The organism is Sphingopyxis sp. HIX, assembly GCF_001468285.1.
Classification (GTDB): domain Bacteria; phylum Pseudomonadota; class Alphaproteobacteria; order Sphingomonadales; family Sphingomonadaceae; genus Sphingopyxis.
In genome coordinates this window covers 94185-121160 of the sequence record NZ_LNSB01000004.1, presented here as the reverse complement: position 1 = coordinate 121160, position 26976 = coordinate 94185, and the positions used below count along the sequence as shown (strand labels likewise).

30 protein-coding genes are annotated in these 26976 nt (G+C 67.2%); 18 read left to right on the top strand and 12 right to left on the bottom strand.

The features are described 5' to 3' along the window. Nucleotides 1-57: 57 nt before the first annotated feature. From ATE62_RS03585 to ATE62_RS03560, 6 genes are read right to left on the bottom strand one after another with little or no spacing between them, the layout of a single operon-like run. Nucleotides 58-1626 (bottom strand): cisplatin damage response ATP-dependent DNA ligase, encoded by a 1569-nt coding sequence (locus ATE62_RS03585; protein WP_058806524.1) that lies wholly within the window; start codon nucleotides 1624-1626, stop codon nucleotides 58-60. Continuing rightward, a complete protein-coding gene (locus tag ATE62_RS03580; RefSeq protein WP_058806523.1) occupies nucleotides 1623-2636 on the bottom strand; it encodes a ligase-associated DNA damage response exonuclease in 1014 nt (337 codons plus the stop codon). Before ATE62_RS03580 ends, ATE62_RS03585 begins: the two co-directional genes overlap by 4 nt. Then, a complete protein-coding gene (locus ATE62_RS03575) occupies nucleotides 2636-4063 on the bottom strand; it encodes a UdgX family uracil-DNA binding protein (RefSeq protein WP_058806522.1) in 1428 nt (475 codons plus the stop codon). The genes ATE62_RS03580 and ATE62_RS03575 overlap by 1 nt, the downstream gene beginning before the upstream one ends. A 10-nt stretch (nucleotides 4064-4073) precedes the next feature. Further along, a complete protein-coding gene (locus ATE62_RS03570) occupies nucleotides 4074-5324 on the bottom strand; it encodes a putative DNA modification/repair radical SAM protein (RefSeq protein WP_058806521.1) in 1251 nt (416 codons plus the stop codon). A gap of 44 nt (nucleotides 5325-5368) precedes the next feature. Beyond that, nucleotides 5369-6109 (bottom strand): Crp/Fnr family transcriptional regulator, encoded by a 741-nt coding sequence (locus tag ATE62_RS03565; protein ID WP_197411596.1) that lies wholly within the window; start codon nucleotides 6107-6109, stop codon nucleotides 5369-5371. A 33-nt stretch (nucleotides 6110-6142) separates the two neighbouring features. Beyond that, on the bottom strand, nucleotides 6143-7642 hold the full coding sequence (locus tag ATE62_RS03560) for a sensor histidine kinase (RefSeq protein WP_058806519.1): 1500 nt from the start codon (nucleotides 7640-7642) through the stop codon (nucleotides 6143-6145). Between the two features lie 224 nt (nucleotides 7643-7866). Here ATE62_RS03560 and ATE62_RS03555 point away from each other — a divergent pair, with 224 nt between their 5' ends. The 9 genes from ATE62_RS03555 (at nucleotide 7867) to ATE62_RS23130 (ending at nucleotide 16198) form a co-directional block, all read left to right on the top strand. Next, nucleotides 7867-8655 (top strand): response regulator, encoded by a 789-nt coding sequence (locus tag ATE62_RS03555; RefSeq protein WP_058806518.1) that lies wholly within the window; start codon nucleotides 7867-7869, stop codon nucleotides 8653-8655. A 315-nt stretch (nucleotides 8656-8970) separates the two neighbouring features. Next, a complete protein-coding gene (locus ATE62_RS03550) occupies nucleotides 8971-11133 on the top strand; it encodes a prolyl oligopeptidase family serine peptidase (RefSeq protein ID WP_058806517.1) in 2163 nt (720 codons plus the stop codon). Then, a complete protein-coding gene (locus tag ATE62_RS03545; RefSeq protein ID WP_058806516.1) occupies nucleotides 11109-12248 on the top strand; it encodes a hypothetical protein in 1140 nt (379 codons plus the stop codon). The genes ATE62_RS03550 and ATE62_RS03545 overlap by 25 nt, the downstream gene beginning before the upstream one ends. 15 nt (nucleotides 12249-12263) lie before the next feature. Then, on the top strand, nucleotides 12264-12752 hold the full coding sequence (locus ATE62_RS03540) for a GAF domain-containing protein (protein WP_058806515.1): 489 nt from the start codon (nucleotides 12264-12266) through the stop codon (nucleotides 12750-12752). 133 nt (nucleotides 12753-12885) lie between these two features. Continuing rightward, nucleotides 12886-13800, top strand: coding sequence for a glycine zipper 2TM domain-containing protein (locus ATE62_RS03535; RefSeq protein ID WP_058806514.1), 915 nt, complete (start codon nucleotides 12886-12888; stop codon nucleotides 13798-13800). A 180-nt stretch (nucleotides 13801-13980) separates the two neighbouring features. Beyond that, nucleotides 13981-14520: a hypothetical protein gene (locus tag ATE62_RS03530; protein WP_058806513.1), complete on the top strand. Its 540-nt coding sequence runs from the start codon at nucleotides 13981-13983 to the stop codon at nucleotides 14518-14520. Between the two features lie 298 nt (nucleotides 14521-14818). Continuing rightward, nucleotides 14819-15349 (top strand): hypothetical protein, encoded by a 531-nt coding sequence (locus tag ATE62_RS03525; protein WP_197411595.1) that lies wholly within the window; start codon nucleotides 14819-14821, stop codon nucleotides 15347-15349. A 181-nt stretch (nucleotides 15350-15530) separates the two neighbouring features. Then, nucleotides 15531-15965 (top strand): PilZ domain-containing protein, encoded by a 435-nt coding sequence (locus tag ATE62_RS03520; protein WP_058806511.1) that lies wholly within the window; start codon nucleotides 15531-15533, stop codon nucleotides 15963-15965. 77 nt (nucleotides 15966-16042) lie between these two features. After that, on the top strand, nucleotides 16043-16198 hold the full coding sequence (locus ATE62_RS23130; protein ID WP_156420399.1) for a hypothetical protein: 156 nt from the start codon (nucleotides 16043-16045) through the stop codon (nucleotides 16196-16198). Nucleotides 16199-16283: 85 nt separating this feature from the next. On the opposite strand, the gene ctrA is transcribed toward ATE62_RS23130, so the two are convergent. Both ctrA and ATE62_RS03510 read right to left on the bottom strand, forming a co-directional pair. Continuing rightward, nucleotides 16284-16991 (bottom strand): response regulator transcription factor CtrA, encoded by a 708-nt coding sequence (ctrA, locus tag ATE62_RS03515; RefSeq protein ID WP_058806510.1) that lies wholly within the window; start codon nucleotides 16989-16991, stop codon nucleotides 16284-16286. A 194-nt stretch (nucleotides 16992-17185) separates the two neighbouring features. Further along, nucleotides 17186-18124, bottom strand: coding sequence for a LysR family transcriptional regulator (locus ATE62_RS03510; protein WP_058806509.1), 939 nt, complete (start codon nucleotides 18122-18124; stop codon nucleotides 17186-17188). Between the two features lie 134 nt (nucleotides 18125-18258). On the opposite strand from ATE62_RS03510, the gene ATE62_RS03505 reads away from it, so the two are divergent. The 7 genes from ATE62_RS03505 (at nucleotide 18259) to ATE62_RS03475 (ending at nucleotide 22302) form a co-directional block, all read left to right on the top strand. Further along, complete coding sequence (locus ATE62_RS03505) at nucleotides 18259-18954, top strand: pirin family protein (RefSeq protein ID WP_058806561.1); 696 nt, start codon at nucleotides 18259-18261, stop codon at nucleotides 18952-18954. Between the two features lie 138 nt (nucleotides 18955-19092). Continuing rightward, the gene (locus ATE62_RS03500) at nucleotides 19093-19689 is read left to right on the top strand and encodes an FMN-dependent NADH-azoreductase (protein ID WP_058806508.1); all 597 of its coding nucleotides are present in this window, start codon (nucleotides 19093-19095) and stop codon (nucleotides 19687-19689) included. A 4-nt stretch (nucleotides 19690-19693) separates the two neighbouring features. After that, a complete protein-coding gene (locus tag ATE62_RS03495) occupies nucleotides 19694-20494 on the top strand; it encodes a DODA-type extradiol aromatic ring-opening family dioxygenase (protein ID WP_058806507.1) in 801 nt (266 codons plus the stop codon). Between the two features lie 25 nt (nucleotides 20495-20519). After that, nucleotides 20520-21203 carry an RluA family pseudouridine synthase gene (locus ATE62_RS03490; protein WP_058806506.1) on the top strand — a complete coding sequence of 228 codons (684 nt, stop codon included), beginning with the start codon at nucleotides 20520-20522 and terminating at the stop codon, nucleotides 21201-21203. Beyond that, entirely contained in the window at nucleotides 21196-21597 is a 402-nt protein-coding gene (gene arfB / locus ATE62_RS03485; RefSeq protein WP_058806505.1) for an alternative ribosome rescue aminoacyl-tRNA hydrolase ArfB, read from the top strand. The genes ATE62_RS03490 and arfB overlap by 8 nt, the downstream gene beginning before the upstream one ends. A 58-nt stretch (nucleotides 21598-21655) precedes the next feature. Beyond that, a complete protein-coding gene (locus ATE62_RS03480) occupies nucleotides 21656-21838 on the top strand; it encodes a hypothetical protein (RefSeq protein WP_058806504.1) in 183 nt (60 codons plus the stop codon). 101 nt (nucleotides 21839-21939) lie between these two features. Further along, complete coding sequence (locus tag ATE62_RS03475) at nucleotides 21940-22302, top strand: PilZ domain-containing protein (protein ID WP_058806503.1); 363 nt, start codon at nucleotides 21940-21942, stop codon at nucleotides 22300-22302. Between the two features lie 3 nt (nucleotides 22303-22305). On the opposite strand, the gene ATE62_RS03470 is transcribed toward ATE62_RS03475, so the two are convergent. Next, nucleotides 22306-22731, bottom strand: coding sequence for an EVE domain-containing protein (locus ATE62_RS03470; RefSeq protein WP_058806502.1), 426 nt, complete (start codon nucleotides 22729-22731; stop codon nucleotides 22306-22308). Nucleotides 22732-22861: 130 nt separating this feature from the next. Between ATE62_RS03470 and ATE62_RS03465 the strand changes: the two genes are divergently transcribed. After that, the gene (locus tag ATE62_RS03465) at nucleotides 22862-23791 is read left to right on the top strand and encodes an isopenicillin N synthase family dioxygenase (protein WP_058806501.1); all 930 of its coding nucleotides are present in this window, start codon (nucleotides 22862-22864) and stop codon (nucleotides 23789-23791) included. Between the two features lie 19 nt (nucleotides 23792-23810). Beyond that, on the top strand, nucleotides 23811-24878 hold the full coding sequence (locus ATE62_RS03460) for an alpha/beta hydrolase family protein (protein ID WP_058806500.1): 1068 nt from the start codon (nucleotides 23811-23813) through the stop codon (nucleotides 24876-24878). Nucleotides 24879-25088: 210 nt separating this feature from the next. Here ATE62_RS03460 and ATE62_RS03455 read toward each other — a convergent pair whose 3' ends face one another. The 3 genes from ATE62_RS03455 to ATE62_RS03445 are packed head-to-tail and all read right to left on the bottom strand — an operon-like array spanning nucleotide 25089 to nucleotide 26932. Next, on the bottom strand, nucleotides 25089-25493 hold the full coding sequence (locus tag ATE62_RS03455; RefSeq protein WP_156420398.1) for a ribose-phosphate pyrophosphokinase: 405 nt from the start codon (nucleotides 25491-25493) through the stop codon (nucleotides 25089-25091). Next, nucleotides 25483-26304: a DUF1295 domain-containing protein gene (locus ATE62_RS03450; RefSeq protein ID WP_058806498.1), complete on the bottom strand. Its 822-nt coding sequence runs from the start codon at nucleotides 26302-26304 to the stop codon at nucleotides 25483-25485. Before ATE62_RS03450 ends, ATE62_RS03455 begins: the two co-directional genes overlap by 11 nt. 16 nt (nucleotides 26305-26320) lie before the next feature. Then, the gene (locus ATE62_RS03445; protein WP_082662575.1) at nucleotides 26321-26932 is read right to left on the bottom strand and encodes a lysophospholipid acyltransferase family protein; all 612 of its coding nucleotides are present in this window, start codon (nucleotides 26930-26932) and stop codon (nucleotides 26321-26323) included. Nucleotides 26933-26976 lie beyond the last annotated feature (44 nt).

Here is a 26976-nt window from a genome sequence, read left to right as displayed (position 1 = left end):
TTTACGCAGTCTCTGGATTGCCGCGTCGCCTTCGGCTCCTCGCAATGACGACGCCTGTCACGTCGCCATCGCCAGCAGCGTCGCGATGCGGTCGGCCTCCTCGGCGGGTTTGTCCCGCCTGATGCGCGAAATACGCGGGAAGCGCATCGCGAGCCCCGACTTGTGGCGCTTCGAGGCATGGATCGAATCGAAGGCGACCTCGAGCACCAGCGACTTCTCGACTTCGCGCACCGGGCCGAAGCGATTGAGCGTGTGGTCGCGCACGAACTTGTCGAGCCACTTCAGCTCCTCGTCGGTGAAGCCCGAATAAGCCTTGCCCACCGGCAGCAGCTCGCCCTCAGCGCTCCAGCAGCCGAAAGTATAATCCGAATAGAAGCTCGCGCGGCGTCCGTTGCCGCGCTGCGCATACATCATCACGCAATCGGCGGTGAGCGGGTCGCGCTTCCATTTATACCAGAGGCCGGCGCGGCGCCCCGCCACATAGGGCGCATCGCGGCGCTTGAGCATCACCCCCTCGATCGCCGCATCGCGCGCGCCCGCGCGGCGCTCGGCGAGGTCGTCGAAATCCTTCGCATCGATGACTTGCGACAGGTCGAAATGGCTGGCGGCGAGGCGCGGCATGAAGGCCTCCAGTCTGGCGCGCCGCTCGCTCCACGGCAGGCCGCGCAGGTCTTCGCCATCGACGCCGAGCAGGTCGTAGACGCGCACGAACGCCGGATAATCGGCCAGCATCTTCTTCGACACCGTCTTGCGCCCGAGCCTTTGTTGCAGCGCGTTGAAGCTCGCCGCCTCACCCCCCTGCGCCTCGCCGCGCACGAGCAATTCGCCGTCGATCACCGCATCCTGATCGAACGCCGCCACCAGTTCGGGAAAGGCCGAGCTGATCTCCTCGCCGCCACGGCTGTAGATGCGCGTCTCGCCGCCTCCGTGAACGATCTGGACGCGAATGCCGTCCCATTTCCACTCGGCGGCATAGTCGGCGAAGTCGATGCTCTCTTCCGCGAGCGGATGCGCGAGCATGAAGGGACGGAAGAAGGCGACATCGGCGAGGTCGGGCCGCTCGGCGCGACCCTCGCCCCAGGCGAAGAGCGGCGCATAGGGCGGCGGGATCGCATGCCACAGCTCCTCGACATCGTCGACGGGCACGCCGAACGCCTGCGCAAACGCCTGTTTCGCGAGCCGCGCCGACACCCCGACGCGCATCCCGCCGAGCGCGAGCTTGAGCAAGGCATAGCGCCCGTCGGCATCGAGCCGGTCGAGCAGCGAGGCGACGATGGCGGGGGCGTCGCTGCGGCTCGCGGACGCAAGCGCATCGACCGCCTGGCTGACGCTGGGATCGTCCTTCGCCCCCGGGGCATCGGGCCACAACAGCGCCGCGGTCTCTGCGGTATCGCCGACGAAATGCCGCGACAGGCGAAACAATTCCTCGTCGACCCGCGTCGCGAGCAGCGCCCTTACCGTCCCGGCCTTGACCGCCGGGAAGTCGAGGCTCTCGGTCAGCGCGGCGATCGCCCAGCCGCGGTCGGGATCGGGGGTGTGCTTCAGATAATCGACGATCAGCGCGAGCTTCGAATTGCGCGAACGCGTGTAGATCAGCCGGTCGATCAGGGCCGCGAAGCGCTTCACGCCTCCTCCTCCAGGTCGCGGCCGACGAGGTGCAGCGCGCGTGCTTTCCGCTGATGAAGCTCGCACCAGCGCAGCAGCCCATCTTCGCTGCCATGGGTGATCCACGTCTCCTTGGGGTTCACGTCGATTATCGTCGCGGTGAGTTCGTCCCAGTCGGCATGGTCCGAGATGACCAGCGGCAGTTCGACCATCCGCTGCCGCGCGCGCTGGCGCACGCGCATCCAGCCCGACGCCATCGCGGTCACCGGATCGGGCAGCCGCCGCGACCAGCGGTCGTTGAGCGCCGACGGCGGCGCGAGGACGATCTGCCCCGCCATCGCGGCCTTGTCGGTCTCGCTGACCAGCCGCAATTCGCCGAGGTCGACGCCGTGGATGGCATAGAGGTGGCACATCTTCTCGAGCGCGCCGTGGATATAGATCGGCGCATCCCACCCCGCGCCGCGCAGCTCGGCGATCACCCGCTGCGCCTTGCCGAGCGCATAAGCGCCGACGAGCACGCTCCGCTCGGGCTCGGCGCGCACCGCGCCGATCAGCTTGGCGATCTCGTCCTCGGTCGGCGGATGGCGGAAAACCGGCAGGCCGAAGGTGGCCTCGGTGACGAAGATATCGCACGGCACCACCTCGAAGCGCGCGCAGGTCGGGTCGGCGCGGCGCTTGTAATCGCCGGTGACGACGATCCTTTCGCCCGCATATTCCATCAATATCTGCGCGCTGCCGAGCACATGCCCCGCGGGATGAAAGCTGAAGCGCACGCCGCCGCGCTCGAAGCCCTCGCCATAGGGAAAAGCGGCATTGTGGCTCGCCTCGGCATCGACTCCGTAACGCAGCGCCATGATCGCCAGCGTCTCGGGCGTCGCATAGACCGACCCATGCCCGCTGCGCGCATGGTCGGCATGGCCGTGGGTGACCGCGGCTCGCTCGACGGGGCGCGAGGGGTCGATCCACACATCGGCGGGCTTCACATAGATCCCGCTCGGATGCGGCTCGATCCAGGTTTTCGCCTTGGCCATCAGGCCGCGAGCTTTCGCGCCCAGGCGAGGTCCGCCACAAACGCTGCCCGCTCCTCGGCAGCGCGCTCGCGGTCGGGCAGGCGCAGCAGGAAGGAGGGATGGATCGTCGCGACCAGTTTTGTGCCCCCTGCCAGTTCGTGCACCTGCCCACGCATCGACTTGATGCTCGCGCTCTTGCCCGTCACCCCGCGCAGCGCGCTCGCGCCGAGCGTGACGATCAGGTCGGGCTGCACCAGCGCGCGTTCCTTGTCGAGCCACCAGCGACAGATGTCGATTTCGCCCGCGGTGGGGTTCTGGTGCAGCCGGCGCTTGCCGCGCGGCTCATACTTGAAATGCTTGACCGCGTTGGTGAGGAACAGGCGCCGCCGGTCGAGCCCTGCCTCGTCGAGTGCTTCGTCCAGCACCTGTCCCGCCGGGCCGACAAAGGGCCGCCCCTGCAGATCCTCCTGGTCGCCCGGCTGCTCGCCGACGACCATGATCCGCGCCGCCGCCGGTCCCTCGCCGACAACCGCCTGCGTCGCGTTGCAATAGAGCGGGCAGCGTGTACAGCGCCCGACCGCCTTCGCCAGATCGCCCAGCGTCTTCACATCTTCATCGAGGGCCAGTTCGTCGGGCACGCGCGTCCGCCATTTCTCCGTTCGCGGGTTCGCAGCCGAAACGGCGGCCGCGCGCATCCGTTCCACCCGCGCGCCCGCGCCCGCGAGCAGCGGCGCAATATCCTGCGCCTCGGGCAGGTTGTGCCAATATTTCTTCGGCATCTCGGCGCGCATCGCGTCGATCTTGACCCGCGCGGGGTTGAAGATCGCGCCATAATAGGTGCGCCACTGGTCCTCGACGACGTCGCTGTCGGGCACCTCGCCGCGCGTGCCGCCGGGGCCGTAGCTGAGTTCCTCGTTCTCCCAGATCGCGCGCGCGTCGGGCGTGACGATGGCCCAGTCCATCCCGTAAAAACGCCGTTGAAAGAAGGGTGCGGTCAGCCGCAATATCCGGTGATCGGGCTCGAACCACGCCGCGAACCGCTCGCGCCCCTCGCCCTCGCCCAATCGGCGGAAGCGCACGAAGGCGTGCATCTTGTGAATGTCGCGGCGGATCGCCTTGTCGGTCTTGCGCAGCCAGTCGACATCGGCGTCGGTCGTCCGCGCGAGCAATTGCCGCTCGCGCGCCGCGCGCCAGACGAGGCGATAGAGCCGCGCCGGAACCTCGGCGCCGCGATGACAGATCACCCGGTCGGCCATGGCGAGCAATTCGCGCGGCAAGGTCACCGCGCCACCCTCTGCGGACGGCATCTCGTGGCCGAACAGCGACGCGCCCTCTTCCGCCCCGCGCCAGCTCACATCCTCGGGCGCCACCCCGCCCGCGAGCAGCGCGCGCGCCACCGCGCGCCACTCGGCGAAATCGCCGGGCCGCTCGAGCACCACTTCCCTCATGGAACGGGCCTCACAGCGCGAGCGCCAGCTGCTCCGCCGGCGGCGCAAAGCGCGCGCGCAGGTCGGCGCTGTCGGTGAGCCTGCCCGGCCGCCAGTCGGGGGTGACGATGAAAGGCAAAACCTTCTTCACCGACGCGGTCAGCTTGGCGAGGTCGCCCAGCCGCAGCGCGCCCGTCCGCCGCACCGCGACGATCCGGTCGACCGCGCGCGTGCCTAGCCCCGGCACGCGCAGCAGCAATTCGCGCGGCGCGCGGTTGATATCGACGGGAAAGATGTCGCGCTTCATCAAGGCCCAGGCGAGCTTGGGATCGATCGCGAGGTCGAGCATGCCGCCGCTCGCCCCCTCCATGATCTCGTTTCGCGCGAAGCCATAGAAGCGCAGCAACCAGTCGGCTTGATACAGCCGATGCTCGCGCATCAAGGGCGGGCGCACCGGGGGCAGCGCGCTGCTCGCGTCGGGGATCGGGCTGTAGGCCGAATAATAGACGCGGCGGAGGTGATAGCCCGAATAGAGATTGTCCGCCGCCGCGAGGATATCGTCGTCGCGCGCCGCGTCCGCCCCCACGATCATCTGCGTCGATTGCCCCGCAGGCGCGAAGCGCGGCGGCTCCGCCTTGCCGATCAGCCGGCCCTTCGCCGCCTCCATCGCATCCTCGGCGCCGACGCGCACCGACGCCATCGTCTTGCGGATCGTTGCGGGTTTCTTCTCGGGCGCGAAGCTTTCGAGCCCCGCTTCGGTCGGCAGCTCGACATTGGTCGACAGCCGATCGGCATAGAGCCCCGCAAGCGCGACCAGCGCCGGGTCGGCGCCCGCGATCGTCTTGAGATGGATATAGCCCTGAAAGCGATGCTCCTCGCGCAGGATGCGCGCGACCTCGACCAGCTGCTCCATCGTATAATCCTCGGACCGGATGATGCCCGACGACAGGAAAAGCCCCTCGATATAATTGCGCTTGTAGAAATCGAGCGTCAGCGCGACGACTTCGTGCGGCGAAAAGCGCGCGCGCTCGACATTGCTCGATGCGCGGTTGATGCAGAAGCGGCAGTCGTAGACGCAGAAATTGGTCAGCAATATCTTGAGCAGCGAAATGCAGCGCCCGTCGGGCGCATAGCTGTGGCAGATGCCCATGCCCTCGGTCGACCCGATGCCCTTCGAGCCCAGCGAGTCGCGCTTCACCGTCCCCGACGAAGCGCAGGACGCGTCATATTTGGCGGCATCCGCCAGCACCGCGAGCTTCTGGAGAATCGTCTTGCTGCTCATGGCTCGCACCATAGCAGGTGGAACAAAGAAAGAACAAACTTAGGTTAGCCCCCCCGCCCGAGCCGCATCCGGAACGCGTCGAGGTGAAAATAGCTCGGGTCGAAATCGCACATCGCCGCCAGCGCATCGGCGTCGAGGAAGCGGATCCACTGGCGGTTGGTCTCGATATAGCCCTCGCGCACCAGCCGCCGCAGCACCCGGTTGGTGTGGATCGGCGTCAGCCCCAAAGTGTCGGCGATCTGCGTCTGCGTCATCGGCAGGCGCAGCGTGTCGGCGCCCGCGAGATTGACGATCTGCGCGCGGCGGTGGAGTTCGAGCAGCAGATGCCCGATCCGCTCCTGCGCGCTCTGCCGCCCGTTGCGCACGATCTGTTCGCGCAGGAACGCCTCTTCCTGCACCTGCGTCCACCAGAAGGCCATGGTCAGCGCCCCCGACCCCGCGAGCAGGTCGCGCACCGCGGCGGGGGCGATCGCATAGGCCGAACCCGCGGTCAGCGCGACGACGCCATGGTCCGCCTCGGCCGCGACGAGCACCTGCAGGTCGAAGATGTCGCCGGGGAGCAGGATGTTGAGGATCTGGCGCCGCCCGTCCTCCAGCTCCTTGAAGCGCGCCGCCCAGCCCTCGCGCATCACGAGCACCGCGTCCATCGGCTCGCCCGCGCTGACGATTTCCTGCCCCGCGGCAAAGCTTCGCACCTTGCCGCCGAGCGCGAGCAGCTGCGCGCGATCGGCGTCGCCGATGTCGCTGTAGAAGGATAGCCGCGCGACCAGCGCTTCCAATGTCATGTTCAGGCCCCCGCCCATGTTTATGCCGGCATATTACGCTTCGCGCCACTTCGCGGGAAGCGTGATCGTGCACACCAGCCCGCCCGGCTCCCAGCGCCGCTCGATCGTGCCGCCGAGATTGTTGCGCACGCTGCGCTCCATCAGCAAGGTGCCGAAGCTGGTACGCTCGGGCGCGGCGACCGCCGTATCGCCGCCGCTCTCGGTCCAGGTGAGGCGGAAGCGGCGATCCTCGCCGTCGCTGTCCTGCGTCCAGGCGATATCGACCTGCCCCTCCCTGCCCGACAGCGCGCCATGCTTGACCGCGTTGGTCGCGAGCTCGTTGAACAGCAGGGCCATCGCGACCAGCGCATTTTCGGGCAGCTCGAGGTCGGGACCCGACCAGTGGATACGCGGAAAGGCCGCCTCGACCTCGCGCATCAGCGCGTGCATCGACCCGGTCAGGAAATTCGCGCCGAGCAGCACATTCTGCGCGCGGTTGAGCGCGTCGAGCCGGCTGCTGATCCGTTCGACATAATCGTCGACGTCGGTCGCGGCGTGGCGCGTCAGCGAGATGATCGCACCGACCGTCGCGAACAGGTTGCGCATGCGGTGGTGCAGCTCGCGCATCAGCACCGCGTCATTTTCCTGCCGGCTCTTCTGCTCGGTGATATCGATGCTGATCCCGGTCAGCACCGCGTCGTTGCTGCGCACGTCCCAGTCGGCACGCGCCGCCATCCAGCGCACCCCCTTTTCGGGATGCACGATGCGATATTCGGTCGCATAGGGCGTGCCGTTCTCCACAGCGTCGCCCAGCGTCACGCGAACCGCGTCGCGGTCGGGCGGATAGAGCCGCTCGAAAAAGCCCTCGCCGGTCGACAGCGCGGTCGCATAATCCTCGCCCCACAGTTCGGCGACCGCGCCGCGCCAGTTCAGCGCATCGGTCTGGGCGTCGAACTGCCACGTCGCGATGCGCGAGAAGTCCATCGCGCGCTCGAGCATGTGGCGCGCCTCGTCGCGCTCGATCACCGTGCGGCGGAGGTCCGCCTCGGCCATGATGATCGCCGCAAAATCGCCGAGCCTCTCGAGTTCGCGCGCATCGAGCGCCGCGCGCGGCTCGCGATCGATGATGCACAGGGTACCGAGCACCGCGCCATTATAGGCGCGCAGCGGCACCCCGGCGTAGAAACGGATGAAGGGATCGCCCGTGACCAGCGGATTATCGACGAAGCGCAAATCCTCGCGGGCATCGGGGACGATCACCGGCCGCTCCTCGATCACCGCATATTGGCAGAAACTGATGTCGCGGTGCGTCTCGGCGACATCGAGGCCATAGGAGGATTTGAACCATTGGCGGCAGTCGTCGACCAGCGACACGAGCGCGATCGGCACGTCGAACAGGTCGGCGACCAGCTTGGTCACGCGGTCGAACGCCGGCTCGGGCGCGGTGTCCATGATGCGATATTCGCGCAATGTGCGCAGCCGGCGCGCCTCGTCGTGCGCGCGGTCGCGGTCCCCACCGTCGGCCAATGCCTGCCCCCTGTCTTCCAGCGTCATCCCGTCGCCGTCCTGCCCCCGGGTCGCTCTGCCATGCTATATATCCTCAAAACCAAATGGCGAGCCGGCAACGAAGGCGGATTTCCGGCCCCGATCGTCGCAACCCGTTAGCGTCCCGTCCTTTTCTACGCACGCCGGGCCGACAGGTTGCGCAAAAACCGACTCTTTCCCGGGAACCCGATCGCGCGCGGGGGCGTATGACGGCTACCAAGAGGGAGGATTTGATGAGTCTGGGTGAAGAAATCCGCGGCCACCTGCCCTTTCTGCGCCGCTACGCGCGCGCGCTGACCGGCAGCCAGCAGCATGGCGACAATTTTGTCCACACGATGCTGGAAGTCATCGTCGCCGCGCCGGGCGAGTTCCGCAGCGACGACGGCATCCGCATCGACCTCTACCGCACCTTCCACCGCATCTGGGAAAGCGCCTTCATCGAGGATGGCGAGGGCAGCGACGACGACGCCTTCGTCCGCGCCGCGACGCGCCGCCTGTCGCGCCTCACCCCGCTCGGCCGCCAGATCCTGCTGCTCACCGCGCTCGAAGGCTTTTCGGCCGAGGAAGCCGCGCTGATCACCGCCACCGACACCCCGACGGTCGAGGTGCTGCTCGCCGAGGCGGTCGACGATCTCGACCGCGAGGCGCGCACTTCGGTGCTGATCATCGAGGACGAGCCGCTGATCGCGATGGACCTCGAACAGATCGTCCGCGATCTGGGCCACGAAGTCGCGGGCGTCGCGACCACGCACGAGGATGCGGTCGCGGCCTTTGCGAACAGCGATGCGGGGCTCGTCCTCGCCGACATCCAGCTCGCCGACGGCTCGTCGGGGATCGACGCGGTGCAGGACATCCTCGCGATCGCCCCGGTGCCCGCGATCTTCATCACCGCCTTCCCCGAAAAGCTGCTCACCGGCCACCGCGTCGAGCCAACCTTCCTGATCTCGAAGCCGTTCCGCGAAAACACCGTCCGCGCCGCGATCAGCCAGAGCCTGCTCTTCACGCCGCAACTGGCGGCGTAGGCCAACCTACACCGAGAGGCGCTCACGGCCTTGGGGGTGGGAGCGGCCCTTCTAATCCTCCCTGTCGCGAAGCGATGGGGAGGGGGACCATGCGAAGCATGGTGGAGGGGTGGCGGCCTCGAGCTGAGCTTACGGCATCGACCCCTCCACCACCCTGCGGGTGGTCCCCCTCCCCACGGCTACGCCGCAGGGCGGATTGGAAGGGCCGCCCGCACCGACACCTCTCCCCACCCCGCAAATCCCCTTGCCCGCGGCAGGCCGATGCTTACATATCGGCGAAAGAATATTTCCCCCGCGCATGAGGATCGCCTTGCCATGTCCCGTAAATCCCTGTCGGCGCCGCTCGCGCTGGTCGCCCTGTTCATGACCCCCGCCGCCGCGCAGGCCGCGGGCGATGCCGCGAGCGCGACCACGCCCGATGCACTCGCCTATCCCGCGACCGAGCGCGGCACCACGGTCGATCCGCAGTTCGGCGTCGACGTCGCCGACCCCTATCGCTGGCTGGAGGACGATGTCCGCGTCAATCCGAAGGTCGCCGCGTGGGTCGCCGACCAGAACAAGGTCACCGACGCCTATCTGGATACGCTGCCCGGCCGCGATGCGTTCAAGAGCCGCATGACCGAGCTCTATAATTACGAACGCTTCGGCCTGCCGCGCAAGGCGGGTACGCGTTACTTCTACACCCGAAACGACGGGCTACAGCCGCAGTCGGTGCTCTATGTCCGCGAAGGGCTGAAGGGCGAAGGGCGGGTCCTCATCGACCCCAATGGCTGGGCCAAGGACGGCGCGACCGCGCTCGCCGAATGGACTCCGTCGGAGGACGGCAAGCACCTCCTCTATTCGGTGCAGGACGGCGGCACCGACTGGCGCATCGTGCGCGTCATGGACGTCGCGACGGGCAAGGATTTGTCGGACGAAGTGCGCTGGGTCAAATTCTCGGCGCTCGACTGGGCGAAGGACGGCAGCGGCTTCTATTATTCGCGCTTCCCCGAGCCCGCCGAGGGCGCGGCCTTCCAGTCGCTGAACGAAAATCACACCGTCTATTTCCACAAGCTCGGCACGCCGCAGAGCGCCGACGTGCCGATCCACGCGACCCCCGACAAGCCCAAGCTCAACAACAGCGCGATCGTCAGCGACGATGGCAAATATCTGATCGTCGTCGGCTCCGAAGGCACCGACGAGCGCTATGGGCTGACGCTCTATCCGATCGGCCCCAAGGGCGCAGGCAAGCCGGTGACCTTGGTCGACGACTTCGCGAACAATTGGGAATATGTGACCAACGCGGGCACCCGCTTCACCTTCCTCACCAACAAGGGCGCGCCGCGCCAGCGGCTGGTGTCGATGGACATCAAAAAGCCCGAGGCGCTGACCCAGCTCGTCGGCGAACAGGAGGCGACGCTGGTCGGCGCCTCGCGCGTCGGCAATCGCATCATCCTCTCCTATTTGGGCGACGCCAAGTCGGAAGCGCGCATGGTCGCGCTCGACGGCAAGCCCGTTGCGAACATCAAGCTCGCCGACATCGGCTCGGCCTCGGGCTTCGGCGGCAAGTCGGCCGATCCCGAAACCTTTTACGCTTTCTCGAGCTACGCCCGCCCGACGACGATCTACCGGCTCGACACCGCGACCGGAAAGAGCGAGATTTTCGCCGAGCCCAAGCTGACCTTCGATCCGCAGGACTTCGCCGTCGAGCAGCGCTTCTATACCTCGAAGGACGGCACCCGCGTGCCGATGTTCCTGGTGATGAAAAAGGGCCTCGACCGCAGCAAGGGATCGCCGACGCTTCTCTATGGTTATGGCGGCTTCAACGTCTCGATGACCCCGGGCTTTTCGCCGACGCGGCTCGCTTGGGTCGACAAGGGCGGCGTCCTGGCGATCGCGAACCTGCGCGGCGGCGGCGAATATGGCAAGGCGTGGCACGATGCCGGCCGCCTCGACAAGAAGCAGAATGTCTTCGACGATTTCATCGGCGCGGGCGAATATCTGATCGCCGAGGGGATCACCGGCAAGGGCCAACTCGCGATCGAGGGCGGCTCGAGCGGCGGGCTGCTCGTCGGCGCGGTGACCAACCAGCGCCCCGACCTGATCGCCGCGGCGCTGCCCGCGGTCGGCGTGATGGACATGCTGCGCTTCGACCGCTTCACCGCCGGGCGTTACTGGGTCGACGATTATGGCTATCCGTCGAAGGAAGGCGATTTCCGCAACCTGCTCGGCTATTCGCCCTATCATAATATCAAGGACGGCGTTTCCTATCCGGCGGTGCTGGTGACGACCGCCGACACCGATGATCGGGTGGTCCCCGGGCACAGCTTCAAATATACCGCCGCGCTCCAGCATGCGCATGCGGGCGACAAGCCGCACCTGATCCGCATCGAGACGCGCGCCGGCCATGGTTCGGGCAAGCCGACCGACAAGGTCATCGCCGAAGCCGCGGACAAATATGCCTTTGCGGCCAAATGGACCGGCCTCAGCGTCGAATAGGCCGCCGGCTCGCGATCGCCGCCGTCGCCCTCTTCGGGCTGGCGGCGGCGATCTGGTCCGTCCTGCCCAACGGCAAGCTGGCGCGCGTCGAGCGCCACGCCCGATGCTATGACCCGGCGGCGCTGCCGCAGGTCGAGACGCTCGCGGGCGGTCGCAAGGCGATCCGGCTGCGCGTCCTGCTCTGGAATGTCGAGGGCCTGCCCTGGCCGATCCGCAGCGGCCGCGAGCCGAAGCTCGCCGCGATCGCCGACTGGATCGCCAAACGGCGCAAGGCCGGCCTCGGCCCCGACATATTGATCCTGCACAAGGCGTTCACCCCCGAAGCCTCGCGCATCGCCGCTGAGGCCGGCTTTGCCAACATCCTCCCCGGCCCCGCCGTCGACCGCCCGCGGCATATGCCCGTGCCGATCCCGCGGTCAGGACATGCCGAGGCCGGCCGCTGGTGGAAAGGCGAAGGGATCGGCAAATGGCTCGACAGCGGCCTCTATGTCGCGACCGACCTGCCGTTGCCCAGGACAACGGGCGATCCGCCCCTGCCCGCTTATGCGAGCGACGCTTTCTACGCGGGCAGCTGCGCGGGCTATGACTGCCTGTCGAACAAGGGCGGCATGGTCGTCCATGCCGCGCTGCCAGGCGCACCCGAGCCGCTGACGATCTTCAACACCCACCGCAATTCGCGCGAGCCGTCGGGCGTGAGCATCGCGCGCGCCGAAACCGCGCATGTCATGCAGACACTCGAAAACGACGCGCTGCTGCACGGCTTCGGCGGCGACGGCGCGATGATCGCCGCGGGCGATTTCAACAATTATCGCGCGGGCGACAAGACGGGCCGTTTCGCCGCCGACCCCGCCTTCCGGCTCGCCGCCAAGGGCCCCGGCCTCGCCGCCCGCGTCACCCCGATGACCGACGCCAGAGCCTGGACCGACGCCTACGACCTGCTCGGTTTTCACAGCTCGGATGCGCTGCGGGTCGAACCCCTCGCGGTTGCGACGCTCTTCGACGGCAAAAATGGCCCTGTTCTTTCGGACCATGCCGCCCAATATGTGATCTTCCGGCTGAGCTGGCGCGCTGACGCGCCCGCCGCGCCGGTCTTCCTGCCGACCTGCACGCTCTGATCCCGAAAGAAGCCCATGTCCTTTGCCTTCGCCCCCACCGCCACCACCGCCGACGCCCTTTGGGCCGAAACCGCCGATGCCGCCGCAGCGCTCGTCGCGGGCGAGCCCGACGGCATCGCCAATATGGCCAATGTCGCGGCCTTGATCTGGCAGGCGATCCCCGATTTGAACTGGGCGGGCTTCTATCGCTTCGACGGCAGCGAGCTCGTGCTCGGCCCCTTCCAGGGCAAGGCGGCGTGCATCCGCATCCCGCTGGACAAAGGCGTGTGCGGCGCGGCGGCGCGCACCCGCGCGACCCAGCGCGTCGAGGACGTCCACGCCTTCCCCGGCCATATCGCGTGCGACGCCGACAGCCGCAGCGAACTCGTCGTGCCGATCGTCGCCGAAGGGCGCCTGATCGGCGTGCTCGACCTCGACAGCCCGCTACCCTCGCGCTTCTCTCCCGACGACCAGAGCGGCGCTGAGGCGCTGGTCGCGCGCATCGCAGGGGCGCTGGCTGGCTGAAAATCTGCCCCAAATCGAGACAAACCAGTCAAGGTAAACGGATTCGCCGACAGACTGTGCTTTTGCTAAACACTTTGTTAACCAATGGCCCTCGCCGCCCCCGGCAAGGCCCACGGAAACAGGGAGTTACGCCATGCGACGCACCGCACTTCTTCTGGGAATCGCCGCCGGATCGCTGCTGCTGGCCGGCCAGGCGCACGCCGGCGACAAAAAAGGCCGCCTCGATTACGGCGCGCCGACCGCGTCGGACACGCGCGTCTATACCGGCTATCCCGACCGTGTGCCGAGCGAGGTCGACTATCGCCAGGTGAACGGCACCTACGACGCCGAGGGGCGCTGGACCGGGACGTGGAACGGCACCTACGAGGCGCCCGACGGCCGCCGCTACGACGGCGAATATGAAGGCACGATCGAAGGCGCGGGCAGCAGCTATGCCCCGCCGCCGCCGGCCTATGATCCCTATTATGACGGCGACGACGGTTATCGCGGCGGTTACGACGCGAGCTACGACGCCGACATGGAGCGCCGCTGTGGCCGGGGGGGCACAGTTGGCGGGGCGGTTGTCGGCGGACTGGTGGGGGGCATCGCCGGCAACCGCATCGCCGGCAAGGGCAACCGCACCGAAGGCACGATCATCGGCGGCGCGCTGGGCGCGGTCGCGGGCGGCGCGATCGGCAGCGCCGCGGACAAGAAGCGCTGCGACGACTGGTGGGCCAGCCGCGGCGGCCACTACCGCCAGGGTGGCAGCTATTACCGGCAGGAAAGCTATTCGCACGGCGGCTATCCGCCCCCGCCGGCCTATCATGGCAATGGCGCGACCACCGTCTATCAGCAGGGCGGCTACGGCCACTACGGCTATGGCGCGCCCTATGGCTATTACACCCCGGGCGTCGTCGTCACGACGGTGATCACCACCGGCGCGCCCGTGGTGACCGAGACGATCGAAACCTCGACGCGTACCTATTACGAGAATGTGCCGGTGAAGAAGAAGCGCTACGTCGCGAAGAAGAAGTGGAAGCCCCGGCCCAAGCCGCGCTGCGTCTGCTGAGCCACGGACCAGCCAGACCAGAGGGCCCGCCTCGCAGCCGCGACGGCGGGCCTTTTTGCTGCCCGCCAACGCTTCGCCGCCGCTCTTGAACGGTTCAGCGGCGCGAAAGCATCGCGCCCCTATTGCCGGATCACAAGCGGGCGGGGCGTTCCCGTGCCCGCAGCTTGGGGACTATTCTCTATGCGCCGTTTCATGAGCTTCGCCGCCGCCACCGCGGTCCTGATGACCTCCTTCGCCGCAACCCCGGCCGAAGCGCGCAAGCGCTACGGCGGCTGGCACCACCGCGACCGCGACAATATCAGCACCGGCGAAGTGCTCGGCGGGCTGTTCGTGATCGGTGCGATCGCGGCAATCGCCAGCGCCGCGAGCAAGGACAAGAATGAGCGCCGCGAACAGCGATACGACCCGCCCTACCGGAACGACGACGAATATCGCGAAGTCCCGCGCTACCAGCCCGATGCCAATGCCGACGACGGCAGCGACATCTCCGGCGGCGCCTATGGCCGCGGCGAGGCCGAGGCGCGCGCCGCCGACGCGTGCAGCTGGGCGGTCGAGGGCGAGATGGGCGACGACGCACGCGTCGACAGCGTCACCGGCACCGAGCCCAACAACGGCGGCTGGTACGTCACCGGCACCGCCTCGCGCCTCGGCGGCGAGACGCGCAGCTTCGGCTGCAGCTACCGTGGCGGCCGCGTGGTGGATGTGACGTTTAACGGCTGACCATCCAGATCCTCCCCATCGCGAAGCATTGGGGAGGGGGACCGCCCGCGAAGCGGGTGGTGGAGGGGTCTGGCCTCGCACCGACGCCTGCGGCGTCGAACCCCTCCGTCAGCCCTACGGGCTGCCACCTCCCCATCGCTTCGCGTGGGGAGGATTTTTTTGCCTGAACCCCCGCTAAACCAAGTCTGAACCCCAGATAAGCGGGGGGTTCAGACCCGCGACACCCCCCTCCTTCTATACCCGTATCAACAGGCGGCGAATCATTGCCCCCTGCGTTGAAGGAGACCGAACCATGGCTATGACCAAGATGACCAAGGCCGCAGTTGGTGCGGCCACCGCCGGCGCATTGATGCTCGGCAGCACCCCCGCAATGGCCCGCGACCGCGACGGCGACGGGATCAGCGCGGGCGAAGTGATCGCCGGCGCCGTCGTCCTCGGCGGCCTCGCCGCGATCCTGTCGAGCGGCAACAACGACCGCTATGATTCGCGCTACGACGGCCGTTATCGCGACGACTATCGCGGTCGCTACGACAACGACCCGCGCTACGGCTATGGTTATGACTATGGCCGCTACGGCAACAGCCGCAGCGCGGTGAACCAGTGCGTCAACGCCGTCGAACGCGGCAGCCGCCGCTATGGCAACACCGACGTCACCCAGGTGACCAGCATCGATCGCAAGCGCGACGGTTACAAGGTCAAGGGCCAGGTCGTCGTCCGCGACGGCTACGGCGGCCGCTGGGGCCGCGGCGGCTATTACGACCGCGGCCGCTTCAGCTGCGACGTCCGCTACGGCCGCGTGCAGGACATCAAATTCTCTGGCCTGCGCTAAAAAACCGGAAAGCCCCTCCCCTCGACGGGAGGGGCTTTTCCCTGTCCGCGACGCCCCCGTCCAAAAATGAGACGAGCCGTCGGTGCCGCTATCCGAATATTTACCATCTGCCTTTAGGACGATGGGCGGGACCAATATCGTCGCCCGGAGTGGGAACCGGGCGGCCTGTATTGGGTCGCGCATGTCATATCCTGCAGACAATTCTGCTTCCGAACAGCGCCAGCCGCGCCAGTCGCGGCTCGTCAAGGCGTCGCTCGAAAGCGGCCGCCTCGGCCGCTTCGACGTCACGGTGCGCAACGTCTCGCAAACCGGTATCGGCGGCCAGGGGCCGCACCCGCTGCAGAATGGCGAGCGGCTGACCGTTCACCTGCCCGGCCACCCGCCGATGGCGGGCACGGTCCGCTGGGTCTGCGACCAAAGGTTCGGGATCGAGACCGACGGCGAAATCCACATCGACAAGCTGCGCACCGCGCACGGCGGCAGCGTGCCGTCGGCCGATCAGAGCGTCGAGTTCCGCATCGTCCCGCCGCCCAAGATCGTCGCCAAGCGCCCGGGTCTGCATCTCGGCGCGGCGACGCCGACCGATCCGCACAAGAGCGACTGGCGAACGCGGTAGGACCCCACAGGGGCTTCATTGACACATTGTTGTTGTCGGGGCATTTTTTGCCTCCCCCCAAAGATGGAGCCCGCGCCATGCCCAAGGACCGAAACAGCAAGCCGACTGCCCGGCCGCGCGAGCACAAGGCCTGGCGCACACCCGCCATCCGGTCGGTCATTCCCTCGCGCGCGACAGCCGGCGGACCGATCAGCAACGGCCTTCAGGAAGACGCCCAATATTCGATTTCCTGATTTCGCACATCGGACAACGGAAAACCGGCGCGGATCGCTCCGCGCCGGCTCCCCCGTGTGTAACTTGTGAAAAAGGCGCCGGGCGTCAGGCGACGCGGCGCACTTCATTTCCTTCTTCGTCGATGTCGCGCAGCACATAGCCGCGGCCCCAGACGGTCTCGATGTAGTTTTCGCCGCCGCACGCCAGCGCGAGCTTCTTGCGCAGCTTGCAGATGAAGACGTCGATGATCTTGAGCTCGGGCTCGTCCATGCCGCCATAGAGGTGGTTCAGGAACATTTCCTTGGTGAGCGTTGTGCCCTTGCGGAGGCTCAGCAGCTCGAGCATCTGATATTCCTTGCCGGTCAGATGCACGCGCGTCGAATCGACCTCGACCGTCTTGGTGTCGAGATTGACCGCCAGCTTGCCCGTCTTGATCACGCTCTGGCTGTGACCCTTCGAGCGGCGGACCACCGCATGGATGCGGGCGACCAGTTCGTCGCGATGGAACGGCTTGGTGACATAATCGTCGGCGCCAAAGCCGAACGAGCGCACCTTCGAGTCCATCTCGGAAATGCCCGACAGGATCAGCACCGGCGTCTGCACCTTGGCGGTGCGCAGCTTCTTCAGCACGTCGTAACCGTGCATGTCGGGCAGGTTCAGGTCGAGCAGGATGATGTCGTAATCGTAGAGCTTGCCGAGATCCAAGCCCTCTTCCCCCAAGTCGGTGGTGTAGACGTTGAAGCCCTCGGTCGTGAGCATCGTGTCGATCGCCTTGGCGGTCGTCGGCTCGTCCTCGATCAGCAATACGCGCATTGGGCACCCCTTGATTGTTTCCCACGATGACCCCGCGACCCGTCGCCTGATCACCTGCGTGATGCGCCGACGGAACCCCTGTTGCGGGACTGCCGGAACATTAACCATGAAAGCAATGAAGGGAAAAGGTTAATTTTGATTTAACCCGCAGGAATCCGCGAGTCGCGGGGATTCCATGCCACAGTCTTAACCTTCTAGACGCCCGTACCGAGCGCCAGATGCTGGGCGTGCGCGCCGGTGCACGAGCGTTTGAGCGTATCGACCAGATGGTCCGACAAAGCCTTCACCCGCGCGGGGCGCAGCCGCGATGGTGGCGAAAGAAGGTGAAGATAGGCTTGCGGCAGCGACCAGTCGGTCAGGATGCGCACCACCGCGCCCGTCTCCAGCGCCTCGGCCGAGATGAAATCGGGCAGCACCGCAATCCCGCCCCCCGCGATCAGCAGCGGGATCATGACATCGCCATTGTTGGTAAAGAGCGGCCCGGTCGGGATCACCGTCGCTTCTTCGCCCGCGCGGTGGAAGCGCAGCGGCATCGCCTTTTCGCGGTGGCCATAGCCGATCAGCCGGTGGCGGCCGAGGTCGAGCGGGTGGCGCGGGGTGCCGTGCTTCTCCAGATAGGCGGGGCTCGCGATCACCGACGCCGCGACCGGCGCGATCGTCCGCGCGAGCAGGCTCGAATCCTCCATGCTCGCGATGCGCAGCCCCAGGTCGATCCCTTCGCCGACCAGGTCGTGGCGCGCGTCGCTCAGCATCACCTCGATCTCGACCGCCGGATGCATTTCGAGGAAGGAGGCGAGCGGGTGGCCGAGCACCTTGATCCCGAAGCTCATCGGCGCCGCGAGCCGGATCGGCCCCGCCAGGTCGACGCGGTCGCCGCGCGCTGCTTCGGTGGCCGCGGTCGCCGCCGCGACCATCGCATGCGCCTCGCCGAGCAGCCCCGCCCCCGCGGTCGACACGGTGACCGTGCGCGAACTCCTATGCAGCAAGGTGATGCCCAGCGACGCCTCGAGCCGCGTCACCGCCTTCGATACGCTTGCCTTCGACAAGCCCAGACTGGCCGCGGCGGCGGTGAAGCTGCCGCTGTCGGCGACGGCGGCGAAACAGGCCCAGCCTTCATAATCGGGAAGCGCCATACATACTCCAAATGGAAACGATCCATTTCCATCTACGCTATTTTAGAAACAATCGCCATCGCTATCTTGTCCCCAACAGCTCAGCCCCATCCACGATGGGCGTGACAATCGACACGATACGAAAGGACGACGCCATGATCGACATCCGCAAATTCGACAGCCTCGGCCACGCCAACCACGGCTGGCTCGATGCCCGCCATCATTTCTCCTTCGCCAGCTACCATGACCCGAAGCGCATGGGCTGGGGCGCGCTGCGCGTGTGGAACGACGATGCCATCGCGGCGCAGGCGGGTTTCCCCCCGCACCCGCACCGCGACATGGAAATCATCACCTATGTCCGTAGCGGCGCGATCACCCATCGCGACTCGATGGGCAACAGCGGCCGCACCGCGGCGGGCGATGTCCAGGTGATGAGCGCGGGCACCGGCGTGACGCACAGCGAGTTCAACCTCGAGGATGAGGAAACCACGCTGTTCCAGATCTGGATCATTCCCGACCGCGAGGGCGGCAATCCGGGCTGGGGCGCGCGCCAGTTTCCCAAGGCCGACCGTTCGGGCCAGTTCGTGACGCTGGCGAGCGGGATCGAAGGCGATGACGCGCTGCCGATCCGCGCCGACGCCCGCGTGGCGGCGGCGACGGTAAACGCCGGCGAGAAGGTCGCCTACGACCTCGGCACCGGGCGCCACGCCTATCTGGTCGCCGCCAAGGGCCGCATCCGCGTCAATGGCGAGGATGCCGATCCGCGCGACGGCATCGCTATCCGCGATTTGGATCGCATCGAGGTCGAGGCGATCGACGACGCCGAACTGGTGCTGGTCGACAGCCTCTAGACGAAGCCCCCCCGGGCCGCCGCCCCTTCTCCTCCCTGACGGCGGCGGCCCACCTTGTGCCGCGAGTTCACCCTTCCCCCCGATCCCCGAACTCGCGGCACCCCCTTCCTTCCCGTTCAAGTCCAAAGGAGTAAGCTCATGTCCCATATTCTTCGCATCGACGCCTCGGCCCGCAACGCCGGCTCGACCACCCGCCAGCTGACCGACCAGCTCGTCGCCCGCCTTGTCGAACAGGGCTATGGCGCCGCGGTAACCCAGCGCGACTTGGCGCTCACCCCGCCCACGCTGCTCACCGAAGCCTGGGTCGGCGCCAATTTCACCGACGATAGCGAGCGCAGCGACGACCAGCGCGCCACGCTCGCCGCCTCGGACGAGCTGATCGCCGAGCTCGAAGCCGCCGACACGATCGTCATCGGCGTGCCCGTCTATAATTTCGCGATCCCCGCGTCGCTCAAGGCCTGGGTCGACCTGATCGCCCGCGCCCGCCGCACCTTCCGCTACACCGAGACCGGCCCCGAGGGCCTGCTCAAGGGCAAGAAGGCCTATCTGGTCGTCGCCTCGGGCGGCGTGCCCGTCGGCAGCGACTATGATTTCGCCACCGGTTATCTGCGCCACGTCCTCGGCTTCGTCGGCATCACCGACGTGTCGATCATCGACGCCGGCCAGCAGATGATGGACGGCGAAGCGATCGCCCGCGCGACCGCATCGATCGACGCGCTGCAGCAGGCGGCCTGATCCGATGCGCCGTCTCCCGAGCCTTTTCGTTTCGCACGGCTCGCCGATGATGGCGCTCGAGCCCAGCCCGGCGCGGGACTTCCTCGCCGGGCTGGGTGCCCAATTGCCGCGCCCGCGCGCGATCCTGATGGTGTCGGCGCATCATGATGCGGCCTATCAGGACGGCCGGGCCACCGTGACCGCCTCGCCCAATCCGTCGACGATCCACGACTTCGGCGGCTTTCCCGACGAACTCTTCGCGATGCGCTATCCCGCGCCCGGCGATCCGGCGCTCGCGGCGCAGATCGTCGAGCTGCTCGGCGCACACGGCCTGAAGGTCACCGCCGATCCCGACCGCGGGCTCGACCATGGCGCGTGGGTACCGCTGTCGCTCGTCTACCCGGACGCCGACATCCCCGTCGCCCAGCTCTCGATCGCGTCGAACGCCCCGCCCGAATGGCATTATGCTCTCGGCCAGGCGCTCGCCCCCTTGCGCGACGACGGCGTGCTGATCGTCGGGTCGGGCAGCATCACCCACAACCTCCGCGCGCTCTTTTCCTCGCGCCTGCCGATCGACGCCCCCGCGCCGGCGTGGGTCAGCGATTTCACCGACTGGGTCGCCGAGCGCATGGCGGCGGGCGCGGTCGATGATGTGCTCCACGCGGTCGAGCTTGCGCCGCACGGCGAGGACAATCATCCGACGATGGACCATATCCTGCCGCTGTTCGTCGCCATGGGCGCGGGCGGCTCGCCCTTCGCGGCGGAACGCCTCCACGCCAGCACGACCTACGGCCTGCTCGGCATGGACGTTTATTCTTTCGGCTGAGCCGCGCGCGGCCTATAGGCCGCCGATGCTGCTCACCGACCGCATCCTTTTCCTCGACGGCGAGGCGATCGTCCTCGACAAGCCCGCCGGCCTGCCGGTCGATCCGCCGCGCGACGGCGGTCTCAGCCTCGAAAACCATCTCGATTCGCTGCGCTTCGGTTTCCAGCGCTGGCCGCTCGCGGTGCACCGGCTCGACCGCGACACCTCAGGCTGTCTGCTGCTCGCGCGCAATCCCAAGGCGCACAAGCGCTTCGGCGCCGCCTTCGAGGGGCGCGAGGCGAAGAAGTCCTATCTCGCGGTCCTCGACGGCATCCCGCAGGAGCCTAGCGGCACGATCGACCTGCCGCTTGCGAAGCGCTCGACGCGCGAGGCCGGCTGGCGGATGGCGGGCGACCCCGGCGGCAAGCCCGCGCGCTCGCATTGGGAGGTGCTCGCGACCGTCGGCGCCTGCACGCTCATCCGCTTCCGCCCCGAAACCGGCCGCACCCACCAGCTGCGCGTCCATGCGCTCGAAGGGCTGGGTTTCCCGATCCTCGGCGACCCTGTCTACGGCCGCGGCGGCCCCAAGGGGCAAACCCTGCTCCACGCCGAACGCCTCGAAATCGCGCGCGACGCAAAGCCGCCGGTGATCGCCGAGGCGCCCTTTCCCGAACGCTTCGTCGCGCTGGGTTTTGCCGCGCCCGAGGGCGCGGAGCCGACGCGTGGCTGAGATTCCCGAGGCCGCGATCAGCGAGAAATTCCTCGCCGGATCGGGGCCCGGCGGCCAGAATGTCAACAAGGTCGCGACCGCGTGCCAGCTCCGCGTCGACGTCTTCGCGCTCGGGCTGGCCCCCGACGCCTATCGCCGTTTGAAAACGCTGGCGGGCAGCAAGATGACCGGCGACGGCGAACTCATCATCCTCGCACGCCAGTTTCGTACGCAGGAAGCGAACCGCGCCGACGCCCGCGCGCGGCTGAACGCGCTGGTCGACCAGGCGCTCGTCCGCCCCGAGAAGCGCATCAGGACCAAGCCGAGCAAGGCGGCCAAGGCTAAGCGCGTCGACACCAAGAAGGCGCGCAGCGCGGTGAAGGCAGGGCGCGGCCGCGTTCGCCCCACAGAGTAAACCTCAAATTTACCTTGGCGCGCTATCCCGCTCGCATGTTCAGCATGGGGCGCCTTCAATGACCGATATCGTCCGTTCGATCCTGATGGGGCTCGGCTGCCTCAGCATCCTCGGCCTCGTCGGTTGCGGCATGATGGGTGCGGGGGTGATGGTCGCGGCCGACCGGGCCGCCGATCGCGCCTATGAAGAATCGCACGGCGGCGGCAGCCGCGACGCCGAAAAGTCGCCCTGGGACAAATAAGCGTCCCGCCGCGGGACGAATAACCCCATCATTAAAGAAATTTACGACGTCCGTTTACGCCGCGGAAAGCATCGGCGCCTAGGGTGGCGGCTCGACCTTCTATGGCCACCTTCTATGGGACGCAGCGGACCGTGACGTACCAGCCCAATTTCACCATCAAGGATGGCGGCCAGACGCGCCGCGACGAACGGACGCAGGTCGGCGGCCGCGCCCGCATGCGCGAGGCCGGGTGCAACCCCTTCGACGTCGAGCTTTTCGACCTGTCGGCGACGGGCTTTCGCGTCGTCACCTTCGCGCGGCTGCGCATCGGCATGCACGTCTGGGTGAACCTGCCCGGGCTGCAAGCGATCGAGGCGGTGGTCCGCCGCAACGAGGGCATCGGCTTCGGCTGCGAATTCGTGTCGCCGCTCCACCCGTCGGTCGCCCAGCATATGCAGGCGACGCTGAGCCGCCTTAAGGGCTGAGCCTCAGCCCTCGGGCTCTTCCGACTTCTTCAATATATGTTTCCACTCGGCGGGCGTGACGCGCCCGACCGACAGCCGCGACTGGCGAATGAGGTCCATGTCGGCGAGCTTGGGGTCGGCCTTGATCGCCGCCAGCGTCACCGGGTTGGCAAGCGCGCGCACCGGCGCGACGCGCACGATGACCCAAGGCGATCCTTCGTCGGCGGTCGGATCGGGCGAATGCTCCTCGACGATCTCCATGATCCCGACGCATTCCTTGCCGATATTGCTGTGATAGAAGAGCGCCTCGTCGCCGGTCTTCATCGCCATCATGTTGAGCTTGGCGGTGTGGTTGCGCACCCCGTCCCACATGCCCTTGCCGTCCTTGACCAGCGTTTCCCACGCATAGGCGTCGGGTTCGGATTTCATCAGCCAATATTGTTTTGCCATGGCCGCGGGTCTAGCCGAGCGATGCGCGGGACGGAACCGCCTTTTTCCCTTTAACCGCGCCGCCGCAGCGCCTAAATCGCATCGCATGACGCGCGCCACCGGCGCCGCCCCAGACAGATGGAATGAAGACATGACCGCCGCCGTCCCCGTAATCTCCATGGCGCTTCCCGCCGACCGCTTCGCGCAGGAGTTCGGCGCGTCGTTCGAACGCTTCGGCTTCGCGATGATCACCGACCATGGCATCGACCCCGACCTGATCGACGAGGCGTGGGACAAGGCGAAGCAATTCTTCGCACTCGATGAGGGCAAGAAGCGCGCCTATCATATCCCCGGCGGCGGCGGCGCCCGCGGCTACACGCCTTTCGGGACCGAGATCGCCAAGGGCGCGAAGGAGGTCGACCTCAAGGAATTCTGGCACGTCGGCCGCGACCTGCCCGCGGGCCATCCTCTCGCCGCGCAGCAACCGAACAATGTCTGGCCGGCAGAGGTCGCGGGTTTCCGCACCGCATACGACAAGCTCTTCGCCGAATTCGACCGTGTCGGCGGGCGCCTGCTCTCGGGCATCGCACGCTATCTGAAGCTCGATCCCGATTTCTTCGACGACACGGTCAAGGACGGCAACAGCGTGATGCGCCTGCTTCATTATCCGCCGGTCGAGGCCCCGGCGAAGGGCATCCGCGCCGAGGCGCATGAGGATATCAATACGATCACCTTGCTGCTCGGCGCCGAGGAAGCCGGGCTCGAGATCCTCGACAAGGACGGCAGCTGGCTCCCGGTCAGCCCGCCGCCGGGCGCGATGGCGGTCAATGTCGGCGACATGCTCCAGCGGCTGACCAACAACCGCCTGCCCTCGACCACCCACCGCGTGCGCAACCCCGACGAAGGCCGCGCGAGCGTCGCGCGCTATTCGATGCCCTTCTTCCTCCACTTCCGCTCGGACTATCCGATCGAGACGCTGGAAAACTGCGTCAGCGCGTCGCACCCGAATCTCTACCCGACGCCGATCACCGCCGACGACTATCTGCAGGAGCGGCTGCGCGAGATCGGGCTGAAGAATTAGGGCGTCCCGGAGCCGATCGATGCGTTCGACCACCCGCCTCCTGGCGCTCGGCGCGCTGCTGGCTTCGCCCGTCCAGGCGGCGGCACAGGCGTCGCCGCCGCTGCCGTGGAGCGCCCCCGCGACGACCCGCGTCACCGTCGAAGATCGCAAATTCGCGAGCGGCGATGCCGAGCTTTCGGGCACGCTCTACATGCCCGCCAGCGCCAAACCCGTCGCCGCGATCGTCGTGACGCACAGCGCCTCGTCGCCGCTGCGCGGCGCGTCGCTCTACGATCATCTGAAGACGATCCTGCCCGCGCTCGGCATCGCGGTCTTCGTCTACGACCGGCGCGGATCGGGCGAATCGGGAACGCAGAGTGCCGGGGGCAATTTCAACATCCTCGCCGACGATGCGATCGCCGCCGCGCAGAGCCTGAAAGGCGACCCGCGCATCGATCCGCGGCGCATCGGGACCTGGGGGCTGAGCCAGGGCGGCTGGATCTCGCCGCTCGCCGCATCGCGCAGCCGCGACATCGCCTTCGTCGTCTCGGTCTCGGCCCCCGTCGTCACCGCCGACGTCCAGATGATCTTCTCCTCGACCAACCATCTGCGCGCCAACGGCTATTCGGACGCCGACGTCGAACAGATGGTCGCGGCGCGCAAGGCCGTCGATGGCTATATGCGCGGCACGGTCAGCCGCGCCGACGCCCAGGCCAAGCTCGACGGCATCAAGACCAAGCCCTGGTTCAAATATCTCTACATGGGCGAGACCTTCCGCGACCGCGAAATATCGGGCTGGCGCAAGGAGATCGAGAACGACCCGCTCGCCAATCTGGGGTCGGTGACGGTACCGACGCTGATCCTCTACGGCGCCGACGACGCGGTCGTGCCCGTCGCCGATTCGACCGAGCGGCTGAAGGGCGTCGCGGCGAAAATGCCCAAGATGCAGGTGCATGTGATCGGCGGCGCCGACCATGCGATGCAGATGTCGCCCGACCTCAAGGTCGCGCTCGACCCCAAGCACGACGGCACCGAGCGGCCGGATTCGCCGGAATATTTTGCGGTGTTGGCGAGCTGGCTTGCGGCGCAGGGGCTGGTCGCGGATTGACGGGCGAAGCGGGGTGGCGGTTTTGGGGTGGGGACCGCCCTTCTTAATCCTCCCTGTCGCGAAGCGATGGGGAGGGGGACCATGCGAAGCATGGTGGAGGGGTGCTCGCACCCGACAACGACGCTCTTGGCATCAACCCCTCCACCGCCTTCGGCGGTCCCCCTCCCCACGGCTTCGCCGCAGGGAGGATTAGGAAGCCCGAAACCAGCCCTACCGCCCCGCCCAAAAGTCGAACACCGCCTGCTGCTGCTCCCTGATAAACCGCGCCGCCGCGGCGCCCTCCCACGGCCCGTCATAGCCCAGCAGCAGCGCCGTGCCGCCGACCCACCAGCCCTGCCCCGGCAGCCGGTCGCTCTCGCGCACCACCAACACCGCCATGTCTGGCTTGCCGTCCACGGCACAGAGCCGGTCGACTTCCTCGAGCGTCTTGCACACCGCGCGCATCTTGGGCCGCGTGAAGCGGAACCCCAGTTCGCCGAGCAATTCGGAGTAGCTGACGCTGCGCCCTTCGCGCGCCGCTTCGGTCAGGATCGCGCGGATGCGCGGCGCGTCGCCGAGCGCGCTCGCGTCGGCCGGAGCCGGCGCCGCGCCATCGAGGCCGGGGTCAAGCGCCACGCTTCTTGGGCGGCCAGGGAATGAAGCCCGAGGTGCGCGCGATATAATCGTCATAGCCCGGCCGCGTATGCTTCATGCCGCGTTCGAGCAAAGCCTTGCCCGACCATCTGGTGAGGGTGAAGGTCAGGAACAACGGCCCGATCACGCTCGCCGCCGCGACCCAGAAGGCGGCGTCGGCGGCAACGAGAAAGATGCCCCACCAGGTCAGCGCGTCGCCGAAATAATTGGGATGCCGCGTGTAGCGCCACAGCCCGGTGTCGAGGACCCTGCCATGATTGTCGGGGTTGCCGCGAAAGCGGTGCAGCTGCCAATCGCCGATGGTCTCGAACAAGATGCCGGTGAGCGCGGCGCCGACACCGATCCAGCCGAGCAGGCCGATCGCCGATGCCGGCGCCGCGGCGCTCGCCCAGATGCCGATCTGTGCGGGCAGGCTGGTGATGAAAAGCAGCGGCGCCTGCGTCAGGAAGACGCTGACCAGCGCGGTCATTTCCCAACCCCAGTGGCGCTTCTTCATGATGCTGGCGATGATCTTCTGGTAACGCGGGTCCTCGCCCGTCGCGCGCCAGCGCAGCAGGAGATGGATCGACAGCCGCAGCCCCCACAGCGTCGTGAGCCCGAGCAGCAGTTGCGCGCGCATCCCCTCGCTGCCGACCTGCACCGCGGTGCCCCAGGCGAGCAGCACCATGCCGAAGGCCCAGAAGGCGTCGATGAACGACACGTCGCGAATCTGCAGCGCGATCAGCCAGAGCAGCCCGATGACCAGGATCAGCCCGAAAAAATTGGTCGCCAGCACAATCGCCACACCCGTCATCGCCACGCTCCTTGGCCTAATCGGTCCCCACGATATCATCGATCGACGTCACCGCACGCTCCGGAAATTTGGGGATGCAGCTTTTATAGACTTCGAGCACCTTCATCATGTCGGCGCGGAAATCGCCGGTCGGCCAGATGAGGGGGCCGAGGCCGCCGGTCTTGGTGCCATAGTCCATCATGCCGACGACCATCGGCACCTTCGCCGCGAGCGCGATCTGGTAGAAGCCGGTGCGCCATTTCCTGGCCTTGCTGCGCGTCCCCTCGGGCGCGACGGTCAGCATGAATTCGGCGCGGCGCGCGAATTGCTCGACCATCTGCTGCACGGCGTTCGATGCATTGTGGCGGTCGACCGGAATGCCGCCCATCTGTTTCATGAAGCCGCCGATCGGCCATTTGAACAAAGACAATTTGCCCATGAAATGCGCGCGCACCTTGAGATCGGCGGTGAGCCCCAGGAAGTTCACGAAATCCCAGTTGCTGGTGTGCGGCGCCGCGATGATGATGAAGCGCCGCGGCTCCGGCACCTCGCCCGACGCCTTCCAGCCGCGCATCCGGTAAAGCAGCAGCAACAGCCCCCGCACGGCGCGCGCCACCAGTCCCGGCGGATGATCGTCATAAGCTGTCACAAACGGTCCTCTCCCGCCGCCGGGATGCGCGAAAGGCGAAGGGC

What these genes read in the sequence shown, in the direction of transcription:
- ATE62_RS03460 (WP_058806500.1), top strand. Translation starts at nt 23,811, where the DNA reads ATGCGTTCGACCACCCGCCTCCTGGCGCTCGGCGCGCTGCTGGCTTCG.
- ATE62_RS03450 (WP_058806498.1), bottom strand. Translation starts at nt 26,304, where the DNA reads ATGACGGGTGTGGCGATTGTGCTGGCGACCAATTTTTTCGGGCTGATC.
- ATE62_RS03505 (WP_058806561.1), top strand. Translation starts at nt 18,259, where the DNA reads ATGATCGACATCCGCAAATTCGACAGCCTCGGCCACGCCAACCACGGC.
- ATE62_RS03490 (WP_058806506.1), top strand. Translation starts at nt 20,520, where the DNA reads ATGCTGCTCACCGACCGCATCCTTTTCCTCGACGGCGAGGCGATCGTC.
- ATE62_RS03570 (WP_058806521.1), bottom strand. Translation starts at nt 5,324, where the DNA reads ATGAGCAGCAAGACGATTCTCCAGAAGCTCGCGGTGCTGGCGGATGCC.
- ATE62_RS03580 (WP_058806523.1), bottom strand. Translation starts at nt 2,636, where the DNA reads ATGGCCAAGGCGAAAACCTGGATCGAGCCGCATCCGAGCGGGATCTAT.
- ATE62_RS03540 (WP_058806515.1), top strand. Translation starts at nt 12,264, where the DNA reads ATGTCCTTTGCCTTCGCCCCCACCGCCACCACCGCCGACGCCCTTTGG.
- ATE62_RS23130 (WP_156420399.1), top strand. Translation starts at nt 16,043, where the DNA reads ATGCCCAAGGACCGAAACAGCAAGCCGACTGCCCGGCCGCGCGAGCAC.
- ATE62_RS03555 (WP_058806518.1), top strand. Translation starts at nt 7,867, where the DNA reads ATGAGTCTGGGTGAAGAAATCCGCGGCCACCTGCCCTTTCTGCGCCGC.
- ATE62_RS03545 (WP_058806516.1), top strand. Translation starts at nt 11,109, where the DNA reads ATGGACCGGCCTCAGCGTCGAATAGGCCGCCGGCTCGCGATCGCCGCC.
- ATE62_RS03550 (WP_058806517.1), top strand. Translation starts at nt 8,971, where the DNA reads ATGTCCCGTAAATCCCTGTCGGCGCCGCTCGCGCTGGTCGCCCTGTTC.
- ATE62_RS03530 (WP_058806513.1), top strand. Translation starts at nt 13,981, where the DNA reads ATGCGCCGTTTCATGAGCTTCGCCGCCGCCACCGCGGTCCTGATGACC.
- ATE62_RS03565 (WP_197411596.1), bottom strand. Translation starts at nt 6,109, where the DNA reads ATGACATTGGAAGCGCTGGTCGCGCGGCTATCCTTCTACAGCGACATC.
- ATE62_RS03510 (WP_058806509.1), bottom strand. Translation starts at nt 18,124, where the DNA reads ATGGCGCTTCCCGATTATGAAGGCTGGGCCTGTTTCGCCGCCGTCGCC.
- ctrA (WP_058806510.1), bottom strand. Translation starts at nt 16,991, where the DNA reads ATGCGCGTATTGCTGATCGAGGACGAGCCGACGACCGCCAAGGCGATC.
- ATE62_RS03500 (WP_058806508.1), top strand. Translation starts at nt 19,093, where the DNA reads ATGTCCCATATTCTTCGCATCGACGCCTCGGCCCGCAACGCCGGCTCG.
- ATE62_RS03475 (WP_058806503.1), top strand. Translation starts at nt 21,940, where the DNA reads ATGGCCACCTTCTATGGGACGCAGCGGACCGTGACGTACCAGCCCAAT.
- ATE62_RS03535 (WP_058806514.1), top strand. Translation starts at nt 12,886, where the DNA reads ATGCGACGCACCGCACTTCTTCTGGGAATCGCCGCCGGATCGCTGCTG.
- ATE62_RS03480 (WP_058806504.1), top strand. Translation starts at nt 21,656, where the DNA reads ATGACCGATATCGTCCGTTCGATCCTGATGGGGCTCGGCTGCCTCAGC.
- ATE62_RS03465 (WP_058806501.1), top strand. Translation starts at nt 22,862, where the DNA reads ATGACCGCCGCCGTCCCCGTAATCTCCATGGCGCTTCCCGCCGACCGC.
- ATE62_RS03575 (WP_058806522.1), bottom strand. Translation starts at nt 4,063, where the DNA reads ATGAGGGAAGTGGTGCTCGAGCGGCCCGGCGATTTCGCCGAGTGGCGC.
- ATE62_RS03560 (WP_058806519.1), bottom strand. Translation starts at nt 7,642, where the DNA reads ATGACGCTGGAAGACAGGGGGCAGGCATTGGCCGACGGTGGGGACCGC.
- ATE62_RS03495 (WP_058806507.1), top strand. Translation starts at nt 19,694, where the DNA reads ATGCGCCGTCTCCCGAGCCTTTTCGTTTCGCACGGCTCGCCGATGATG.
- ATE62_RS03525 (WP_197411595.1), top strand. Translation starts at nt 14,819, where the DNA reads ATGACCAAGATGACCAAGGCCGCAGTTGGTGCGGCCACCGCCGGCGCA.
- ATE62_RS03470 (WP_058806502.1), bottom strand. Translation starts at nt 22,731, where the DNA reads ATGGCAAAACAATATTGGCTGATGAAATCCGAACCCGACGCCTATGCG.
- ATE62_RS03520 (WP_058806511.1), top strand. Translation starts at nt 15,531, where the DNA reads ATGTCATATCCTGCAGACAATTCTGCTTCCGAACAGCGCCAGCCGCGC.